General features: G+C 57.3%; 13 protein-coding genes. 7 read left to right on the top strand and 6 right to left on the bottom strand.

From position 1 onward, the window contains the following. Positions 1 to 148: 148 nt before the first annotated feature. Positions 149 to 2,584: a phosphoketolase family protein gene (locus tag HNI00_RS01315; RefSeq protein WP_316790005.1), complete on the bottom strand. Its 2,436-nt coding sequence runs from the start codon at positions 2,582 to 2,584 to the stop codon at positions 149 to 151. A gap of 762 nt (positions 2,585 to 3,346) precedes the next feature. Between HNI00_RS01315 and HNI00_RS01310 the strand changes: the two genes are divergently transcribed. The 3 genes from HNI00_RS01310 to HNI00_RS01300 all read left to right on the top strand — a co-directional run bounded on the left by HNI00_RS01310 (position 3,347) and on the right by HNI00_RS01300 (position 6,461). Then, positions 3,347 to 3,874 carry a peptidoglycan-binding domain-containing protein gene (locus HNI00_RS01310; protein WP_316790004.1) on the top strand — a complete coding sequence of 176 codons (528 nt, stop codon included), beginning with the start codon at positions 3,347 to 3,349 and terminating at the stop codon, positions 3,872 to 3,874. A gap of 266 nt (positions 3,875 to 4,140) precedes the next feature. Further along, positions 4,141 to 4,395: a UPF0175 family protein gene (locus tag HNI00_RS01305; protein ID WP_172358159.1), complete on the top strand. Its 255-nt coding sequence runs from the start codon at positions 4,141 to 4,143 to the stop codon at positions 4,393 to 4,395. After that, positions 4,395 to 6,461: an NAD-binding protein gene (locus HNI00_RS01300; protein WP_316790003.1), complete on the top strand. Its 2,067-nt coding sequence runs from the start codon at positions 4,395 to 4,397 to the stop codon at positions 6,459 to 6,461. The genes HNI00_RS01305 and HNI00_RS01300 overlap by 1 nt, the downstream gene beginning before the upstream one ends. Before the next feature lie 57 nt (positions 6,462 to 6,518). On the opposite strand, the gene HNI00_RS01295 is transcribed toward HNI00_RS01300, so the two are convergent. The 4 genes from HNI00_RS01295 to HNI00_RS01280 form a co-directional block, all read right to left on the bottom strand. Further along, positions 6,519 to 7,787: an LCP family protein gene (locus HNI00_RS01295; RefSeq protein ID WP_420156275.1), complete on the bottom strand. Its 1,269-nt coding sequence runs from the start codon at positions 7,785 to 7,787 to the stop codon at positions 6,519 to 6,521. Between the two features lie 315 nt (positions 7,788 to 8,102). Then, entirely contained in the window at positions 8,103 to 8,468 is a 366-nt protein-coding gene (locus HNI00_RS01290; RefSeq protein WP_316790000.1) for a hypothetical protein, read from the bottom strand. A gap of 98 nt (positions 8,469 to 8,566) precedes the next feature. Beyond that, positions 8,567 to 9,475, bottom strand: a complete 909-nt coding sequence (locus HNI00_RS01285) for an ABC transporter permease (RefSeq protein WP_316789998.1) — start codon at positions 9,473 to 9,475, stop codon at positions 8,567 to 8,569. 6 nt (positions 9,476 to 9,481) lie between these two features. Further along, positions 9,482 to 10,516 carry an S-layer homology domain-containing protein gene (locus HNI00_RS01280; protein WP_316789997.1) on the bottom strand — a complete coding sequence of 345 codons (1,035 nt, stop codon included), beginning with the start codon at positions 10,514 to 10,516 and terminating at the stop codon, positions 9,482 to 9,484. A gap of 328 nt (positions 10,517 to 10,844) precedes the next feature. Here HNI00_RS01280 and HNI00_RS01275 point away from each other — a divergent pair, with 328 nt between their 5' ends. The 4 genes from HNI00_RS01275 (at position 10,845) to ptsG (ending at position 17,469) form a co-directional block, all read left to right on the top strand. Beyond that, positions 10,845 to 11,441: a Uma2 family endonuclease gene (locus HNI00_RS01275; RefSeq protein ID WP_316789995.1), complete on the top strand. Its 597-nt coding sequence runs from the start codon at positions 10,845 to 10,847 to the stop codon at positions 11,439 to 11,441. A 96-nt stretch (positions 11,442 to 11,537) separates the two neighbouring features. After that, on the top strand, positions 11,538 to 12,248 hold the full coding sequence (locus HNI00_RS01270) for a putative antibiotic biosynthesis monooxygenase (protein ID WP_316789993.1): 711 nt from the start codon (positions 11,538 to 11,540) through the stop codon (positions 12,246 to 12,248). Between the two features lie 508 nt (positions 12,249 to 12,756). Beyond that, positions 12,757 to 15,315 carry a phosphoenolpyruvate--protein phosphotransferase gene (gene ptsP / locus HNI00_RS01265; protein ID WP_316789991.1) on the top strand — a complete coding sequence of 853 codons (2,559 nt, stop codon included), beginning with the start codon at positions 12,757 to 12,759 and terminating at the stop codon, positions 15,313 to 15,315. A gap of 264 nt (positions 15,316 to 15,579) precedes the next feature. Continuing rightward, complete coding sequence (gene ptsG, locus HNI00_RS01260; protein ID WP_420156237.1) at positions 15,580 to 17,469, top strand: glucose-specific PTS transporter subunit IIBC; 1,890 nt, start codon at positions 15,580 to 15,582, stop codon at positions 17,467 to 17,469. A 310-nt stretch (positions 17,470 to 17,779) separates the two neighbouring features. Here ptsG and HNI00_RS01255 read toward each other — a convergent pair whose 3' ends face one another. Continuing rightward, entirely contained in the window at positions 17,780 to 18,652 is an 873-nt protein-coding gene (locus tag HNI00_RS01255; RefSeq protein ID WP_316789987.1) for an MBL fold metallo-hydrolase, read from the bottom strand. Positions 18,653 to 19,427 lie beyond the last annotated feature (775 nt).

The raw sequence follows: 19,427 nt of genomic DNA, 5'->3' as shown, positions 1-19,427 counted from the left end.
CAAGGTTATGAACGGGGCGATCGCCTCCTCTAGGAACACTTCAAGACCGTACTCCTAACAGACAGAAGCTCAAAACTAAAGCCGAACGGTCTATTGCCCAGAACATTCATCGGTAGGCAATAGACCGCTCAGCATCATTCTGGAGAACCTAGTAAGGCCACTTCCAGTTCACAATATCGGGACGGTCAATCCCATGCTCAAACGCATAGTTGCGGCAGGCAATCTGCTCGTCCTTAAGTTGCTCCTTGGTGTGGGCCCCTGCATTTTTCAGTTTGGGCACCCGGTCAATCACATCAATTGCGATACTAAAGCGGTCAATCTGGTTGCAAATCGCCAGTTCCAGCGGCGTGTTGATATTGCCCTTCTCCTTGTAGCCGCGCACATGCAGGTTTTCATGGTTGGTGCGGCGGTAGGTAAGGCGGTGGATGAGCCAGGGGTAGCCGTGGAAGTTGAAGATAATCGGCTTATCCGTTGTGAACAAGCTGTCAAAGTCGCTGTCGCTCAGCCCGTGAGGATGCTCCGTGGCAGGGGTCAGCTTGAACAGGTCGATCACATTGACAAAGCGGATCTTCAAGTCTGGGAATGCTTCCCGCAGCATGACCGAGGCGGCCAGAGACTCTTTCGTGGGAATATCGCCCGCCGTCGCCAGCACCACGTCCGGCTCTTCGCCCGCATCGGTGCTAGCCCACTCCCAGATATCAATGCCCTTGGTGCAATTGCGAACAGCAGCATCCATGTCGTGATACTGCAAGTGCATTTGCTTGTCGGATACGATGACGTTCACATAGTCCTCGCTTTGCAGGCAGTGATTTGCTACTGACAGCAGCGAGTTGACATCCGGCGGCAGGTAGATTCGCACCACTTCTGGACTCTTGTTTAGAATCACGTCCAAGAATCCCGGATCTTGGTGAGTGAAGCCGTTGTGGTCTTGCCGCCAGACTGTGGAGGTGATGAGCAGGTTAAGCGATGACACCTCTTCACGCCAGTTAATGTGGCGGCAGATTTCCAGCCACTTGGCGTGTTGACCCACCATCGAGTCGATGACGTGGGCAAAGGACTCATAGGTAGAGAAAAAGCCGTGGCGACCCGTGAGCAAATAGCCTTCCAGCCAACCCTCCAGGGTGTGTTCACTGAGGATTTCCATCACCCGACCGTCAGGGGATAGCTCACCGCCATCCAAATCCTCAGGCAAGAATTCTGCAATCCAGAATTTTTTGCTGACATCGTAGACCGCGTTCAGCTTGTTGGACGTGTTCTCGTCGGGGCCAAAGACGCGAAAATTAGTCATGTTGTTTTTCATTACGTCTCGCAGGAACACGCCCAGCGGACGAGTGTTTTCGGCTTCGACCACGCCGGGGCGATCGACTGGAATGCCGTACTGACGAAAGTCGGGCATATTTAGCTCGCGCCGCAGCAGGCCCCCGTTGGCGTAGGGAGTCGAGCCAAGGCGCTTGTTGCCTTCAGGCGCGACCTCACGGATGTAGGGGAAGACCTTGCCGTTTTCATCAAAGAGTTCTTCCGGCTTGTAGCTCCGCATCCATTGCTCGAAGATGCGCTTGTGCTCTTCATTGCCGTGCATAGAACCCATCGGAACTTGGTGCGATCGCCAGAATCCTTCGACCTTGTGCCCATCGATCTCGCTGGGGCAAGTCCAGCCCTTAGGGGTTCGCAGCACGATCATCGGCCAGCGGGGGCGAGTTGCAACACCACTACTGCGGGCCTCGTGTTGAATCCGCTTGATTTCAGACACGCAATGATCTAGCGTAGCCGCTAGCGCCTGGTGCATGGATTCTGGCTCGGAGCCTTCGACAAAATAGGGTGTCCAGCCATAGCCCCGGAACAGCGACTCTAGCTCTTCGTGGCTGATCCGCGCCAGGATGGTCGGGTTGTTGATCTTGTAGCCGTTCAGATGCAGCACGGGCAGCACTGCGCCATCGCGGATCGGATTGAGGAACTTGTTGGAATGCCAGGAGGTTGCCAAGGGGCCGGTTTCAGCTTCACCATCTCCAGGCATTGTCACCACAATCAGGTCTGGATTGTCGAAAGCTGCGCCAAAAGCGTGAGAAATGCTGTAGCCTAGTTCGCCGCCTTCGTGGATGGAGCCAGGCGTTTCGGGAGTGCAGTGGCTGCCGACACCGCCGGGGAAGGAAAACTGCTTGAAGAAGCGTTTCATTCCTTCGACATCTTCGGTGCAATGGCTGAAGTAGTGGGAATAGGTGCCTTCTAGATAGCAGGGGCCAAGGAAACCGGGTGCGCCGTGACCCGGCCCGACCATGAACAGCATGTCTTGGTCAAACTTCTTGATGATGCGGTTGAGGTGGGTGTAGAGAAACGCGATGCCAGGGCTAGATCCCCAGTGTCCCAGAAGGCGCTGCTTGATGTGTTCGTCCTTGAGGGGTTCCCGGAGGAGTGGGTTATCGCGCAGGTAAATCATGCCCAGCGCCAAGTAGTTTGCGGCTCGCCAAAAGGCGTGCATCTTCCACAGCTCATCAGGGCTGAGGGGAGTGCCCTGCACCGTAGAGCGGGCCAGGCCAAAGCTGCTAATCGAGGTTTCAACGGTCGGTCTTTCGGAGGAAGCTACCATAATCTCGTTTATCTCTCAAACGCAATTGAATGTAAAGCAAGACAAGTACGGTCAAGTGGGGATTTGAAATCAAGCGAAACTTCGGATGAAATAACTCTTAGCCAAAAATCCACGGATTGTTAGATTACACAGCATCTCTTTAGGTTTTCACTGGGAGGATTGGTTGAAACTCAAACGTATGCCTGATCCAGCTACTTCCCAATTCGGTTATGTTTCAACTGCTTTTCCGACTCTCTGAAACAGCACCGCTTTTAGAACATCCAGGCGGCTAAAGGGGGCTGGGAGCAGAGGATTTTCGGCAGGCTCTATAGCGGTGGCTCTATAGGCTCTATAGCGGTGAAAGCATGAAAGCTATTGAGAGCACTTGATAGTGAAATGCTGTCAAATCTTAAGAATGTCAGAAAAGTTTGAAGAAACAGGTAATCCAACTTTTTGCAGAACGGACGAGTGCCAGGGGATACCTGGAGACAGATTTCAGCCAAAAAGGTGTTCTTTAATTTCTAAGAACAATAGGCAAGATGATAGTCGCAGATTGCTTTAGAGATGGAAAGTATCGGGCACAACAGTCGATTAAATTGTCGGAATGAAACTGTCGAAATGAAACTGGGGATTGATGACTTGGGTTGAAGGATTGAACTTGGGTGCATGACCCTGCTTTGGAAGATGGGGAGGAAGTGTTGAGAAATTGGATCGAAATCTAAATCTCTTCGGCATCTTTGGGGCAAAGTTCTATGATTAAAGCTAAGGTTGGGCGAAGGGCGCATGGACGCGACACCGGAGTTTGAACATCCCTCTAATGACGACCGCATCAATCTGAGTTGTCTCTATCCTTGGAGTCAGGGGCCGCTGGTTGCCCACTTGCAGGAACTTTTGGGTGCCTGTGGCTATCGGCTGAGGCCGGATGGGGATTTTGGCTGGATTACAGAGGCGGCGGTGCGTGATTTTCAGCGGCGCAATGGCTTACGGGTGGATGGCATTGTGGGCGATCGCACTTGGTCGCTTTTGCTCTCGAAGATAAAGCCAGGGTCGCGAACGATGCGGCTGGGTTACTGTGGGTCAGACGTAAGGGAACTGCAAGGGCTGTTGCAGGTCTATGGCTATCGGGTTCGTCGTACAGACTGCTTCGACCGTGACACCCAGGATGCAGTGTTGGCGTTTCAGCGATCGCACCATCTGGAGGCAACGGGGGAGGTGACACCGATTACGTGGGCAGTGATGTGTGATGGCAAAACTGGGCAGCCGCCGCCTGCTCGGAGCAAGTGGCTTTTGGAGCGGGGGCGGTGGCGATAGGGTGTTAGGCGATCGCTGACTGCATCTGGCTGATAGGGCGCTGAGCGATCGTTGTTCTATCTGGGGAACGTTAGATCCTAAGGGGGCACGCAGGGTGAGGGCAGGGGTGAGCTTGCTGGACTGGCTGCAAAAATTCCGAATTATCACAGCATCGGGATTTCAGCGAGAGCCATGATAGCTGTGTCAAGGCTGTGGTTGCTAAGTTTTGCTAAGTGTAGTTGATTAGGCGTTTTTTGAGTTTGTTGAGTGAACGAGTGGGACAATCCATGAGTGTTGAACTGACGATTCCAGATTCTGTTCTCAAGTCGATGCGGTTGCCGGAGCAGCATCTTGAACAGGCGCTGCTCAAAGAGTTGGCGATCGCCCTCTACGCGCAAGAAATGCTGTCCTTTGCCAAGGCAGCCGAACTTGCCGGAATGGAGAGCAGCGAATTTAGCCAGGTGGTGGGTGAGCGCGGCGTTAGCCCCCGGTGCAGCCGCGTCATTATGGATGGCGAGAGCGTCTTTGTGTGCAGCGACTAATGGGGGCCTCGCCGCGAGTAGACCGCTTTTTGGTCTGCGGGCTGGGTAGCCTGGGGCAATATTGCGTCTATCACTTGCAGCGGTTTGCGACCGAGGGGACGGCGGTCTCCGTCACGGCGATCGACCGACAGCGCCCAGAGGAATGGGAAGTCGAAAATCTGACCGACTTGCTGGCGGAGGATCTGCTGATTGGCGACTGTCGGGATGAACCCGTGCTGCTGAAGGCGGGTGTGCAGCAGTGCCGTGCAGCGCTGATTGTCACAAGTAACGAAACGGTGAACATCGAAGCGGCGATCGCCATTCGTCGGCTCAATCCAGACGTGCGCCTGGTGGTTCGCTCGTCTCGCCAAAGCCTCAACGAACTGCTCAAGCTGCGGCTCGGCAACTTCAACGCCTACGACCCGATGGAGATGCCTGCCTTTGCTTTTGCGATGGCAGGGCTACAGGTGGGGCTACTGGGCAGCTTCAACATTGGGGACACGCGCTTGCAGGTGGTGGAACAAACCGTGCAGCCCCGCGATCCCCGGTTTGATGATGCGCGTGCGGTGGCTCAGCACAAAAAATCCTACCGACTGCTTAGCCACCGCCCCCAGGCAGAAATCCCCGCCTCGCCAAACCGCGCGTTTTATCACTGGCAGATAGACACCCGCATTCGGGCGGGCGACACCATTGCCTATATAGAAATCGCAGACGCGCCAGATTATACCCAGCATCAGGCAGGCGGCGACTGGCGATCGCGCTGGCAGGCTGGACTGCAAGCCGTGCTGAAAGAGCAGCCATTGCAGTGGTTTCAGCGAGTGCGGGCGTGGATGCAGGCCAATCGAACTCGTCCACTGATTGCAATGGGTCTGATCACGGCACTGGTGCTGTGGGTGCTAGGGGCGACCATGCTCAAGATGACGGTGCCAGAGCTGACCTGGACAAAGGCGATCGCCTCTGGTGCAGTGCTGCTGCTAGGGGGCTATGGCGACGTATTTGGCGGTCTAGAAAACGACCCCGTTCCCGGCTGGGTTTACTTTATTAGCCTGCTGATCACGATCATCAGCTTGCTGTTTGTATTGGGCGTGGTGGGCATTATTGCGGATAACCTGCTCAGCGCCCGATTTAGCTTCCTCCAGCGGCGGCCGCCGATGCCCAAACAGGGGCATGTGGTGATGGTTGGGCTTGGGCGCGTTGGCCAGCAGGTGGCGACCTGGCTTCAGACGTTTCGCCAGCCCTTCGTTGTGTTGACAGATGTGGCGGACAACCTAGCGCTGTTTCCCAAAATCCCGATCATCGTGGGGAATCCGATTCAACAGATCCGCCACGCCAATATTGAAACCGCCAAAAGCCTGGTCGTCGTCACAGATGACCAAATCTTAAATCTGGAGGTGGCGCTCACGGCGCGAGAGCTGACCCGCCAGCAAAAGCAGTCGCTGCAATTGGTGATTCGTTCCTATAACCAGCGGTTTAGCACCAGTCTGGCCGCGCTGATTCCCAACGCTCGCGTGATGGCTGTTTCGGCCTTGGCCGCCGAAGCGTTTGTGGGTTCGGCCTTTGGAGAAAATATCCTGAGCCTGTTTCGGCTGAATGAACAAACAATCTTGGTGACGGAATTTTTGGTAGAAGCGGGCGATACGCTGGTGGGCAAGCTGCTCTCGCAGGTGTCCTATGGCTACGGCGTGGTGCCAATTTTCTATGAACGCAACAGCGAGCGGCGGACGCTCGACAGCAGCGACAGCCTGATGCCGTCGGAAACCTGGATGCTGAAAGCGGGCGATCGCCTCATTGTCCTGTCCACCATCGACGGACTGCGGCGCATTGAGCGTGGGCAGATGCGTCCCCCCCGCACTTGGCGACTCAGCATGGGCAAGCCCCTGAATCGGGGCAATCTCAGCGAGATTGGCACCACCCTGCACCGCATCTCCGGGCTAAACCTCAACACCGCCAACGCTTTTGCCCAAAACTTGCCCGGCACGATCTATTTGCAGCTTTACGACTATCCAGCCCATCACCTGCTGGCAGAACTGCGGAAGCTTGCGCCGGACGTAACGCTGGTGGCGCTTGAAGAGGGAGAGAAGAAGTAGCGGCGTAGTGGCATGAGCGTACCCCGATACGCTGACTCTCTTCTGCTCCACCCTCTTCTACTCCACTCGCCAATCTGTGCCCACCTGAACCGTCACGTCCGATTGCAGGTTGCCAGTTCCTTCGACACGCACTTCGCCAAGACCGAGCGATCGCCGCACCGCCTCAGCCTTCGCAAGGTCGCCGCCCTGGGCAATAATGCGGGTCTCGCGCAGGGGTTCGCTCCAGTTTTCGTCAATGTAAACGTTATAAAACCCAGCCTCTCGCAGCGCGAACATCAGTTGCTCGGCCGCCGCAAGGTTACCTGTGGAGTCTTGAATCGCGATCTCAATGCCATAGTCTGTTTCTGCGGGAACCGAATCGACCCCTGGCTCGGCGTATGGATCGGCAGCCGTTTCGCTTGAGGCTGGATTGAGTCCAAAATATTGGCTACTCATCTCCTGGATGCGAGAATAGCTCGGCAGCCAATAGCTGGCTTCATAGTCGCCCGCCCCGCTAAACTCTCCTGGCAACATCAGCATCTGCAAGTCGGCCCGCTTGAGCTGTGCTGCAAAGCCCACTAGCGCCACTAGCTCCTCAACTGTCAGGTTAGTATCGACATTTTCCTGAATCACCGACAGGATTTGTGGAATGCGCGTGAGTGTGGCTGGACTGAGGGTCTGCTCGACCAGCGCCCGCATCAGCGTTTGCTGCCGCTGCACCCGCCCAATATCGCCGTAGGCATCGTAGCGAAACCGCAGAAATTGCAGCGCCTGTTCGCCGTTGAGGTGCTGTTCGCCCTGCTTCAGGTCGATATAGAGATGCTGGGAATGGTCGGTATATTTCATGTCCTTGGGCACGTAGACCGTCACGCCGCCCAGCGCATCAATCAGCTTTTCGACCCCCTGCACATTGATCCGTACATACCGATCAACAGGCACACCCCCTAGCAAATTGCTAACCGATTGAGCCGCCAACGCCGGGCCGCCGTAGGCATTGGCTTCGTTCAGCTTGGTTACGCCCAGCCCAGCGACGCGGGTGCGTGTGTCTCGCGGCACCGATAGCACCACGAGTTTGCCCGTTTCGGGGTTAAACCGCAGCATCAGCATGGTGTCGGATAGCCCATTGAAGGAGTTGACCAGTGCGTGATAGCCCAGATTGCGAACTTCGGGCGGCGGGTTGTCCACATCAGAACTCAGCACCTTAATCCCCAGCACCAGGATATTGACAGGGCGGGTTAGCCGGGGCAGGCGAAAGTTTAGGCCGGTCGCGATTTCCCCCTGGCCAAAAACCTTGGACTCTTCTGGCGAAAGCCTGCTTTGCAGTAGCGGCGTGCTGGCTAGCGTCATGGCAAGCAGCGCCCCTGCCCCTGCGGACACAGTTGCCACACCCAGCAACCCTAGCAACAGCCAGGGGAGTTTGATTTTTCGAGGGGGCAGGGGTTGGGTTTGAGGAGACAAAGAAGATCGAGCCTTTGGGGATGTCACGAGGGGTTGCTAAGGGAGAACGGGTCTAGAAGTGAAAGACGTGCTGAAGGCGTTGACGACTGTGGCGGTGGGGTGAGTTCCGACGACGCTTCATGCAGCATCTTAGCAACGATTTTGCAGAATGGATGATGTGGGGTGTGAGTCGATTGTGGGTAGATCTAGATCTCTGGATCTGGGCTACGGCAGGCGATCGCTCACGTCGCTAATGCCCGGTAGCCGCAGGGGCCTGCGCTGCCACAGCCGCAGCATCAGCCACAGCATGACGACGAAATAGCCGGAGGTGAGGGCGCTGTTGGCAATAAGAAGCGGAATTGCAGAAGGGTCAGCCGTGTGGGCCCCCGCCGCTAGCGCCGCATAGCCCACCAGCCAGCCCAGCCCCAGCGTCGTGGATAGTCGCGCCGCCTGCCGTTCGCGCGAATCGCCCTTTCGCACTGCCAGCGCCCACATCGCTGGAATTACGCCCAGCACGGGCACCAGATAGACGAACATGCGAATTCGCTTGAGCTGTTGGGGATCGTAGGGGTCGTCGTAGGGGTTAGGCATTTTGGAAGAATGGTTGCGGTTGACGAAAAGTAAAAAACGGGGCGGCAGGGGTTGGAATGGCTTCTCACGAGCTTTTTCTGACCCTCAAACGCGCTGCCTCATGCTTCCCGGCGCGGATCGAGCGCATCCTGCAAGCCGTCGCCGATGTAGTTGATGCTGAGGACGGTGAGGAAAATCATCAGACCGGGAAAGACGGCCATGTGGGGGGCGGTTTCGATGCGGTTGTAGGCATCGAACAGCATTCGCCCCCAGGTAGGCACATCGGGCGGAAAGCCAAGTCCCAAAAAGCTGAGGGTCGATTCGGTGAGGATGGCAGTGGCGATCGCCAGCGTGGCCGACACAATCACCGGACTCAGCACGTTGGGCAGCAGGTGATGCCAGATGAGATGGCCCGGACGCGCCCCCATTGCCCGCGCTGCGGCGATAAAGTCGCGGTTTCGCAAGGAGAGGAACCCGGCCCGCACCAGCCGCGCGGTACTCATCCAGTTCAGCCCGCCAATGACGCAGACGACGAGGAGGAAGATGCCCCACTCTGGGCCGGCGATCGCCCGTGCGGCGCTGCGAAACAGGTAGACGACCAGCAGCAGCAGGGGCAGTTGGGGCAGCGCCAGAAACAGGTCCGTGAGGCGCATCAGCAGCGTGTCGAGGAGTCCGCCATAAAACCCGGCGATCGCCCCAATGCCCACGCCCAGCCCAATGCTTAGCGCCATTGCCGCCACGCCCACCGCCAGAGAAATGCGGCCACCCACCAGCACCCGCGCCAGTTGATCCTGCCCCAGATCGTTAGTGCCAAAGGGGTGAGCCAGACTGGGCGGAGCCGCCGCTCGTCCAAAGTCAATCGCTGTTGCCGAGACAGGATAGACCCACGGCCCCACCAACACCGCCAGTCCCAGTAGGCTCAGCAGCCCTAGCCCCAGCATCGCCGTCCAGCTTCGCCGAAATCGCCGCCATGCAGAGCGCCACAGAGCAGACGGCTGCAACACAAGCTGTTCCGATAGGGCGACCATTGCTTGCTACTGTCCCCCGACTTGTTCAGCAGTCTGGCTGCTGGTGGGTTCGGTTGCCTGCTGTCCGGCTTCCCGGGCCGATAGCCCGTTTCCCTGGGTGCCAAAGAACCAGAGGACAGCCGCCGCCTCTGCCCGCGTCACGGGCTTTTTGGGCTGAAACAGGGTGGTGTAACCAAAGGCGCGACGGATGTTCGACAAATCGGCGTTTTGGAAATCGGCCAGCACCGCCCGCTGGGCCCGGGGATCGATGCTGGCGGCATCCTGAAAGCCCCAGGTTTGCTGCACGGCTTCTAGGGTGGCGTTGGGCAGCGAACGGCGCAGATCCAGCGGTGTTTTCCACAAAATCAGGTCTTCGCGGGTGAGGGGCGCGTCGGGGCGAAAGGTGACGATGGTGCTGTTGCCCGATAGCGGGCTGGGCACGAGGCCAGCACTGGCTAACCCTTGAATTGCGGCGAAATCTGGATCGCTGCTGGGCACGTCCTGGAAGGCGGGTGTTTCTGAGGGAGACGCGGGGCGAATTTTGTTGGCGGGCTGGTTCGCAAAAATTTCGTTGTTGGCAGCCATCAGCCAGCGGGCAAACTCGCGGCGGGTGATGGGTTGGCCGGGCTTGAACTCGGATGCAGCAGGGGTGATCTGGAGAACGCCCAACTCTGCTAGGTCGGTGATGTAGGGCTGCAAATCGGCTGGGGCCTGGGCTAGGTCGGTGAAGCGCTGGGGCGCGGTGCGGGGTGCGCCTGGGCTACTAGTCGTTGCGCTGGGCTGGCCGGGTCGCCAGTTTGCGGGGGGGCGGGGCGATGGCGAGGCGGCGGGCGATTCGGACGGGGAGGCAGGCGGGGCGATCGCCCCTGGAGATTCTGGCGCATTAGGCGAGGGCGTGGCCTCCGGCGAAGCAGGCGGACTGGCCAGCCCCGGTTCCTGCCCTGGGCCATTGATCAGTGCGGGATCGGGCGCAAGGCGACGCTGAAACTCGGCGCTGCAAGCCGCCAGCGGCAGCACCGTGCTAATCAGCAGCCCGATGGCGATTTGTTTTCCCCTCAGCACAACAGTCACAAGCTCGATTTACTGTCTTGAAATTCGTCAACCCTACGCTAGCGCAAATGAAGGGCTAAGATGTGCTGGAAAATTGCCTTTGAAACAGAACCTTGGGGGCTGCGGTCAAGGAGTGAAAAAGCTGGGGAAGCCCTGGGGCTTAAGTCATACTTGGAAATAGTTGGCACACTCCAGGTTTCTATCGAGCGTGTTATGAAAGAGCGGGATTGCGCCGCAGCATGACAGGGAAGCAGCATGGCAGTAAAACTGAGTTGTCCCTTGAACCCTTTACGGTGCCCCTTTTACAGATGTTTACCAGATGTTTACAGATTGACTGGAGATGATGATTCAAGCTCAGGAGAAAGCAGACTACACGCCTGAAGAATATCTGGCGCTTGAATCCGATGCCGAGGAGCGGCATGAGTATCTCAATGGGGCTATTGTTCCGATGGTCGGCGGCACGCCCAACCACAGCCTGATTATTGGCAATCTCGCCGCCGCGCTCAATTTTGCGCTGAAGCGTCAGCCTTATTTCGTCTTTGCTTCTGACCAACGGCTGTGGATTCCTCAGCGCAAAATCTACACCTATCCCGATGTGATGATCGTGGCAGGAGCCTTGCAACTTCAAGACGGACGAAAAGATACTCTGATCAACCCAGTGGCGATCGCCGAAGTTCTCTCTAATTCCACCCAAGCCTATGATCGGGGCGAGAAATTCAAAGCCTATCGCACGATTCCTGGCTTTCAAGAGTACGTGCTGATTGACCAATCTTCCATGCACGTTGAGCAATATTTCAAAACCGCCCCGCGCCAGTGGATTTTCTCCGAACAAGACGGCGAGACGGCAACTCTCAAGCTCAACACTGTTCCTTTCGAGCTTGCATTCGCCGATTTATATGACAAAGTGGTTTTCTCGGACACCGCAGAACAGGCGTAGGTATCTGGCGTTTCGCATCGTCACAAACGCCGCCGCCGCTGTGAATATGCGTAAATGATTCTCGGTTGCCCTGTCCCTCTACCCCAACCGTGACTCATGTCAGACCTGCAAGCCGATCCGGTCTTTTATTCCAGCGTCATGATTGAACACATTGTGCCCCGCAGTAAGGAACTGCCGTTTCGGCGATGGCACGCAGAACTGCTGCATCGCGCTCAGCAGTTTCCGGGCTACATTCGGACGGATCTCTGCCCGCCGCTGGTGTGTCGGGATGGCGTGGTGAAGTGGTATTCGGTGATGCACTTTGATACGCCAGAGCATTTGAATGAGTGGGTGCAGTCGAGCGATCGCAAAGAACTGGTCATCGCGGGGCAGGGCTTTTTGCAGGAATATCGCTTCAAATCCTTTACCACGGGGCTAGAGGGCTGGTTTTCGCAGGCATCGGGCACGGAGCGCCCTGCGCTGGGCCCTGCGCCCTGGAAGCAAGTGCTGTCGGTGGTGATGGGGCTATACCCTACGGTGATGATTCAATCGCTGGTGTTTGGGGCGCTGGGCATTATGCAAGACTGGCCGCCGGGCAGCGCCATGCTGGTGAATAACCTGATTACTAGCTCGATCCTGACCTGGGGCGTGATGCCGCTGGTGTCGCGGCTGCTGGCTTTTTGGCTAGAGCCGCCCTATCGGCGATCGCCCACCCGCGTCAATCTCCAGGGCGCAGTGCTGGTGGGGGTTGCCCTCTTGCTCATGATGACGGTATTTAATCACGTAGAGTTAGGTACGCAAAGTGGGCACGTAGAGTTAGGCACGTAGAGTAAGCACGTAGAGTAGGCACGTAGAGTCACGTAGAGTAGGGTTCGGGGTCGAACTCCACCTAATCCCAAAGCTTCTAATCCCAAATCTTGCGATCCCGACCTAGCTGCCGATGTATTTTGCGTAACCGCCAAAAAGGGGCGATCGCCCTTATTTGTAAAGCGTTTGGTAACGTTTGGCGGCTCAAAGCTTAAATTTTTAATTCGTAAATTCCAGCACCTTACTAATCCCTGTGAGGATAAGGTCTATCGTTTGGTTCCTGGCAAGCCAGGAGTGGAGAGTCTGCACAGGTCTGCAATCGCGTGTGATTTCTCGCGGGTGATTCTTTGCGTGTGATTTTTCACGGGCTGTTTTTGGTGTGAGTGCAGTTTTTTATCTTTGCAATTTTTGTCTTTCAAAGAGTCATCGGGTTGCGATCGCCCGCTTTGGACTGTGCGGATTGGAATACTGAAAAGTTCTTTACGGTTCAAAACATTTCATCTTGGATATCAAATCAGGAGATTGACGAATGAGCTATGCTGTAGCGCCAGCAGAGACTCGCAGCATGGTGGCGCTGGTTGCCCCATTGTCGGGTCAGTTGGTTCCGATTGAGCAGGTGCCCGATCCGGTATTCGCTCAAAAAATGGTGGGCGATGGCGTGTCGATTGACCCCACGAGCCAGACGCTGCTAGCCCCTTGCGATGGCGAGGTGATCCAGCTTCACCCGTCCAACCACGCGGTGACGGTGAAAACGCCGGACGGACTGGAAGTGCTGATGCATATTGGGCTGGACACGGTGACGCTGCGCGGTGAAGGGTTTGTGCCGCGAGTGCAGGTGGGCGATCGCGTCCGGGTGGGCGATCCGCTGATCAACTTCGACGCAGATTTCGTGGCCACGCACGCCCGCAGCCTGCTGACCCAAGTTGTGATCACCAACAGCGATCGCGTTGCTAAGTTTGAGCCACGCCTGGGAACGGTTGTGGGCGGCCAGGACATCGCGCTGGATCTGGCGCTGGGCGACGTTTCGGAAGATGGGACGATCATTGGCGGGGTGACGGTTGCCTCGGAACCGATCATCATTCCCAACCCGACGGGGCTACACGCCCGCCCCTCTGCGGTGCTGTCTACGCTGGCGAAAAAGTATAAGTCCGATATCCGCCTCAAGTATGGCGATAAATCGGCCAACGCCCGCAGCGTGATTGGGCTGATGGGCATGTCGGTGGGCAATGGCGCGACCGTGCAACTGGAAGCCAGCGGCCCCGATGCCGAGGCGGCGATCGCCGAACTCAGCGAAGCCCTCCGCACCGGCCTGGGCGAAGAAGGCGCAAAACCCGTGGCCGTGGCGGCCAGCATCGAACAGCCAGAAATCTCAAAGCCCGCACCCCGGCCCCGCTCGGAAGATCCAAACGTCGTTCTGGGAGTGGCTGCGTCGCCGGGAGTGGCGGTGGGCTATTTGCGGCGGGTGCAGCAGCAAGAAATCGCCGTCTCGGAGCATGGCGGCGCACCCAATGAAGAACGTCGCAAGCTGGAGCAGGCGATCGCCAAGGCTTCGCAAGATGTAGAGGCGCTGCGGGCAAAGGTTCACGGTCAGGGCGATCCGAAAAAGTCCGCCATCTTTGCCGCTCACCAGGAAATTCTGGGCGATCCGGAGCTAATGGACACGGCCGCCAGCGCCATTGACAAGGGCAAGAGTGCTGCCTACGCCTGGAAGCAGACCTACACGAGCCAAGCCGAAATGCTGTCCAAGCTGGATAACGCGCTTTTGGCAGAACGGGCCAATGACCTGCGGGATGTAGGCGATCGCGTCTTGCGAATTCTCACCGGGGTCACGGCCGAAGTCGTCACCTATCCCGAACACACCATCCTGGTGGCCGAAGACCTCACCCCATCAGACATGGCCACGCTAGACCCGACGAAGATCGCAGGCTTCTGCACGGTAGCGGGGGGCGCAACCTCCCACGTCTCTATCCTGGCGCGGGCGATGGACATTCCCTCGATGGCAGGCACAGAGCCGCGAGTGCTGGAACTACCGGAAGGAACCCCGGCGATTCTGGACGGCAGCAAAGGCCGGCTGCGGCTAAATCCCTCGACGGAGGAAATGGAGCGCACCCAGCAGCGGATTGCCCGCGTTAAAGAACGCCGCCAGCGAGAACTGGCAACCGCGTTTGAACCCGCAATCACGACGGACGGACACCGCATCGAGGTCGTGGCCAACATCAGCAATGCTGAAGAAGGCGCAAAATCGGTCAAGTTTGGCGGCGAGGGCGTGGGTCTGCTGCGGTCGGAACTGGTGTTCATGGAACGCGACAGCGCCCCCGACGAAGACGAGCAGACCGTCATCTACAGTGCTGCTGCCAGAGCGCTGGAGGGTCGCCCGCTGATCATCCGCACGCTGGACGTAGGCGGCGACAAGCCCTTACCCTACCTGCCCATTCCCCACGAAGAAAATCCCTTCCTGGGGGAACGCGGTATCCGGCTTGGGTTCGATCGTCCGGAGATTCTCCGCACCCAGTTCCGCGCGATCCTCCGCGCCTCCGAGGCGGGCAAGGTTCGCATCATGTTCCCCATGATCGCCCGACTGGAAGAATGGCACATGGCCAAGCAAATGCTGGAGGAGGAGCGCCAGTCCCTCGGCGTTGCGCCCATTGAAGCTGGAATCATGGTGGAGGTGCCCTCAACCGCAGTCATGGCGGAGCAGTTTGCCCGCGAGGTAGATTTCTTCTCCGTAGGCACCAATGACCTGACGCAATATACCCTGGCGATGGATCGCGGCCATCCCAAGCTGGCTCCCTACGCCGATGCGCTAAGTCCTGGTGTGCTGGGGCTAATTGGCATGGCGGCCCGCGCTGCGAATAAGTACGGCAAATGGTGTGGCGTTTGCGGCGGCGTAGCGGGCGACCCGCAGGCCGTGCCGATTCTGATCGGTCTGGGCGTGAAAGAACTCAGCGTCAGCGCTCCCACGATTCCCAGCGTCAAGGCCCAAATCCGCACGCTCAGCCTCGCCGATTGTCAGCGCCTTGCAGAGCAAGCCCTCGCGGCAGATACGGCCGAAGCCGTGCGTGAACTCGTTCCCCTGACTGAGGATTAGGCGCTGGGCGGATGGAGGGACGGAGCGCAGGGATTGAATACCCTATTGCTCTATTGCTCTAATTTCCTACCCCTCCATTCCTATCAACGCCATTCCTCGAATATCCATTTCTCCTCAATGGTGCTGCGAATAAAATTGCCGAAAGCCGCGTAGATTCTCGACTGGCAATCCAAAATCGCAAATCCGAAATCGAGAATCGATAGACCTCCCCTCTTCTCTTCAAAAAAACTTATGTGGAAAAAATTCTTCGCGCTCGCGCAGCAGATGGGCAAGGCCCTGATGCTGCCTGTGTCGATTTTGCCGATTGCGGGGCTGCTGCTGGGTTTGGGCAGCGCCCGACTGATTGAGATTCAGAACCTGGCCAGCGGCACGATTACGAAAACGACTTTTGGGTTTATCCCGGAGTGGCTGGCGACGATCATGAAAGCGTCGGGGGACGCGATTTTTGGCGTGCTGCCGCTGATTTTTGCCATTGCAGTGGCGATCGCCTACACAGGCAACGACGGCGTTTCGGCGCTGGCGGCAACGGTGGGCTTTATGGTGTTCATTGCGGCGCTGGGTGCGTTTGGCTCGGCGCGGGGCTTTGTCACCGAGGCGCAGATTCAAGACCTGATCCAGCAGGGGCAGGATACGCCAAACATCTGGATGAAGCCTGTGCTGGGCATTTTGACGCTGGATACAGGCGTGTTTGGCGGCTTGATCATGGGCTGTATTGCGGCGTATCTGTTCAACCGCTTCTTCCGAATTAAGCTGCCGCAATACCTTGGGTTCTTTGCGGGCAAGCGGTTTGTGCCGATTATTACTTCCCTGGTGGCGATCGCCGTTGCGGCCCTCATGAGCCTGATCTGGCCCCCCATCGGCGGCGCAATCAACAGCTTTGCCAACGCCGCCGCCAGCGGGAATAACATTCCACTTTCGGCTGGACTGTATGCGCTGGTTGAGCGATCGCTCTTGCCCTTTGGTCTGCACCACGTCTGGAACGTGCCCTTCTTTTTCCAGATCGGCTCCTACACCGACCCGGTGACGAACCAACTGGTACGGGGCGACATCAACCGCTTCTTTGCAGGCGACCCCACGGCGGGCATCCTGGGCGGCGGCTACTGGTTCAAGATGTTTGGGCTGCCTGCGGCGGCCATGGCCATCTGGCAAGCGGCAAAGCCCAAGAACCGGGCCATTACGGGCAGTTTGATGGTGTCTGCGGCGCTGACCTCGTTTTTAACTGGTATCACCGAGCCGCTGGAGTTTTCCTTCCTGTTCGTGGCTCCGGCGCTCTACGCGATCCACGCAGTCATGGCGGGGATTTGCGACTTCCTGTTTGTGGCGCTGGGCGGGCGCATGGGCTTCACTTTCTCTCAGGGCTTCATCGACTTTGCGCTGTTCAACCAGCTCGGCAACTGGAACGGCAATAAGGGCGAAGTTTGGAAGCTAATTGTCGGCGGCGGCATTGTGACGGCGGCGGTTTACTACTTCGTGTTCCGCGCAGCGATCCGCCTGTTTGACTTCAAAACGCCGGGTCGCGAAGTTGAAGAAGAGTTGCCCGAAGGCATGACCGTAGCACCCGCAGCGGCAGGCGGCATGGCGCTGGGCCTGGTGCAGGCCTTTGGCGGGCGCAGCAACATCGAGGTGTTGGACGCTTGCATCACCCGCCTGCGGATTACCGTCAAAGACAAGAGCAAGGTGAACAAGGCGCGACTGAAGGCGCTGGGTGCATCTGGTGTGCTGGAGGTGGGCAACAGCGTGCAGGCGATTTTCGGCCCGCGCTCAGAAAACCTCAAGACCGACATGATCGAGTATCTGAAAACCGCTGGCCCGGAAGCGGATCTGGGTTACACTCCGGCGGCGGGTGAAGCCGAAGTCGCTGAAGAGGCGGCTGTGGGCAGTGGCGCTCCGGCCCGCGACCCGATGGCTGCCGAGAAGGCTGAAAACCTGATCATTGCCCTTGGGGGTCGCCGCAATATTCGCAGCGTGGAACCTGCTGCCCTGACGCGCCTGCGGGTTGAGGTGGCAGACGACAGCGTAGTGGATGACTCTGCGCTTAGTGCGGCCGGTGCTAACGGCGTGATGCATCTGACCGACCACAAGCTACATGTGCTGGTGGGGCTAAATGCGGATCAGTATGCCGACGAAATGAAGCGGCAGTTGACTCATGTTTAGGGATTGGGGCCAATCGTGAAGATGTCCTGAAGACGTAAAGATGGGCAGCGCATCGCGTTGTCCATCTTTATGCATGCAAGGTGCAACTATGCAACGTGCAACCTTGCTAATCTCTTTTCCCCTTTTCTGGTATGCCGAAGGCTTTAAGTGTTCTCCCAAGATAGGAGAGGGACTTCAAGCCTCTCTTGCTCCCCTTCTCCCCACCTGGGAGAAGGGGTTGGGGGATGAGGGCAGATTGAAAGTTGCGCGTCGCGGTCGATCGTTATGCCGACTTATACGTTATGCCGACTTATAATGCCGGAGTGCTAATCTACGCCGAAAGATTGTTTCCAAATCGCGTCACGTCCAGCACCATGCCCTCGCGGGCTAGCTTTACATTGGGATAGCGAGACTGCACATCCTGCTCGATGCTGTCCAGAAAATTGTCCTCGTGGGCTGGGTCGTGGTGGAACATGATGACCTGTTTGACCCTGGCGGCGATCGCCAAATCGATGCCCGACTGCCAGCCGTGGTTCTGCTCCCCGGTGGCTGCTTCGGGGTCAACCAGGGCGTGATCGCTGATGTAGGCTGCGTCGTAAATCAGCAGATCTGCGTCTTGCGCCAGATATTTCAGGTTTTGCTCCACCGAATCGGGCGATCGCTCGGTATCTGTGGCATAGACCACCGAATAGCCGCCCCAGGTTACGCGATAGCCCAGTGCCCCATTGGGTCGATTGAGCGATACAGCTTCCACCGTCACATCCTCAATCGGAATCACCGACCCCGGCACGATATCTACAAACTTCAGATCCGCCTGCATCACCTGCAACGGCACAGGAAAATTGGGGCGCAGCATTTGATCGGAGAGGCGCTGCTTAATTGACGCGCCATTTGGGCCGGCCGCCCCGTAGATATGGAAACAATTTCCCGGCACAAAAGCAGGCGCAAAAAAGGGAAATCCCTGGATACGATCCCAGTGCGTGTGGGTAAAAAACAGGTGCGCCTCGACGGGCATTTCATCGCGCAGGTGCTTGCCCAGCAGGCGAAGCCCTGTCCCTCCGTCGAAAATAATTCGCTGCCCGGCGACTTGCATCTCTACGCAGGGCGTATTGCCTCCATAGCGCACCATCTCGACACCTGGCGTGGGCACACTGCCGCGAACGCCCCAAAATTTGACCGTAAAGGTTTGGGGGTCTATCTGCATAACTTGAGGAGTGTCCGCGACCGCATAAAAACCAACCGAAGAAACATTAGAACCGGACATGGGAGGTCAAACGTACGGGCCTTGCAGAGGATGTGTCGCACTAGAGCGGCTGGGTCATGAGTCGAGCCTCAGTGGGCGATCGCCCCAGACCGATTCACCCAAGTCGAGCCTCAGCAATAGATTTAGCATTCCCTGATTTAACCAGTTTGGCTCATGGGATGCACAGATTTACCCGTCCATCCAGTTGACTTTATGACATGACTGATGACACGACTGCATAAAGCTCCGGATAAATTCACAGCACTCCGGATACTATTGCTCCGAATATACTATCGCTCCGAATACCATTGCTCCGAATACCATTGCTCCGAATACCATTGCTCCGAATACTCTCCGGATACTATTGCTCCGAATACTATTCCTGAGCAAGCTCTGGGCAAGAAGCTCCAGTTTGCGAGATGTGTCAGAACAAGTGCCATGCACCTCAGTATAAATGCCCCCAATCCAAATTGACTGCTTCCCATCACCCCACAAGGCGTTACAGCAGTGCAGCCAAGACAGCGGTGCAGCCATGCAAGCGGACTCTGGATACGACTCATCAAAGCAACGCAGCCGATTGGCAGGGATGTAATGCAGATTTTACCGCAAGAGATAAAAACGAAGACCGCTTCCTCAGCAGAAAGCGGTCTGAACGTTGGTTTCCCTGCGGGTGATCTTGGGCAGTTTAGCCTTTGTGCGATCGCACGAGCCGCAGTAGCAAACGGGTCAAAAGCAA

The sequence above is a fragment of the Thermoleptolyngbya oregonensis NK1-22 genome, from assembly GCF_032705245.1.
Lineage (GTDB): Bacteria > Cyanobacteriota > Cyanobacteriia > Elainellales > Elainellaceae > Thermoleptolyngbya > Thermoleptolyngbya sichuanensis.
The sequence above is the reverse complement of the archived record's forward strand: the minus strand, read 5'-3'. Positions and strand labels throughout refer to the sequence as shown.

What these genes read in the sequence shown, in the direction of transcription:
- HNI00_RS01295 (WP_420156275.1), bottom strand. Translation starts at nt 7,787, where the DNA reads ATGACGCTAGCCAGCACGCCGCTACTGCAAAGCAGGCTTTCGCCAGAA.
- HNI00_RS01305 (WP_172358159.1), top strand. Translation starts at nt 4,141, where the DNA reads ATGAGTGTTGAACTGACGATTCCAGATTCTGTTCTCAAGTCGATGCGG.
- HNI00_RS01315 (WP_316790005.1), bottom strand. Translation starts at nt 2,584, where the DNA reads ATGGTAGCTTCCTCCGAAAGACCGACCGTTGAAACCTCGATTAGCAGC.
- HNI00_RS01255 (WP_316789987.1), bottom strand. Translation starts at nt 18,652, where the DNA reads ATGCAGATAGACCCCCAAACCTTTACGGTCAAATTTTGGGGCGTTCGC.
- HNI00_RS01290 (WP_316790000.1), bottom strand. Translation starts at nt 8,468, where the DNA reads ATGCCTAACCCCTACGACGACCCCTACGATCCCCAACAGCTCAAGCGA.
- HNI00_RS01285 (WP_316789998.1), bottom strand. Translation starts at nt 9,475, where the DNA reads ATGGTCGCCCTATCGGAACAGCTTGTGTTGCAGCCGTCTGCTCTGTGG.
- ptsG (WP_420156237.1), top strand. Translation starts at nt 15,580, where the DNA reads ATGGGCAAGGCCCTGATGCTGCCTGTGTCGATTTTGCCGATTGCGGGG.
- HNI00_RS01310 (WP_316790004.1), top strand. Translation starts at nt 3,347, where the DNA reads ATGGACGCGACACCGGAGTTTGAACATCCCTCTAATGACGACCGCATC.
- ptsP (WP_316789991.1), top strand. Translation starts at nt 12,757, where the DNA reads ATGAGCTATGCTGTAGCGCCAGCAGAGACTCGCAGCATGGTGGCGCTG.
- HNI00_RS01275 (WP_316789995.1), top strand. Translation starts at nt 10,845, where the DNA reads ATGATGATTCAAGCTCAGGAGAAAGCAGACTACACGCCTGAAGAATAT.
- HNI00_RS01270 (WP_316789993.1), top strand. Translation starts at nt 11,538, where the DNA reads ATGTCAGACCTGCAAGCCGATCCGGTCTTTTATTCCAGCGTCATGATT.
- HNI00_RS01300 (WP_316790003.1), top strand. Translation starts at nt 4,395, where the DNA reads ATGGGGGCCTCGCCGCGAGTAGACCGCTTTTTGGTCTGCGGGCTGGGT.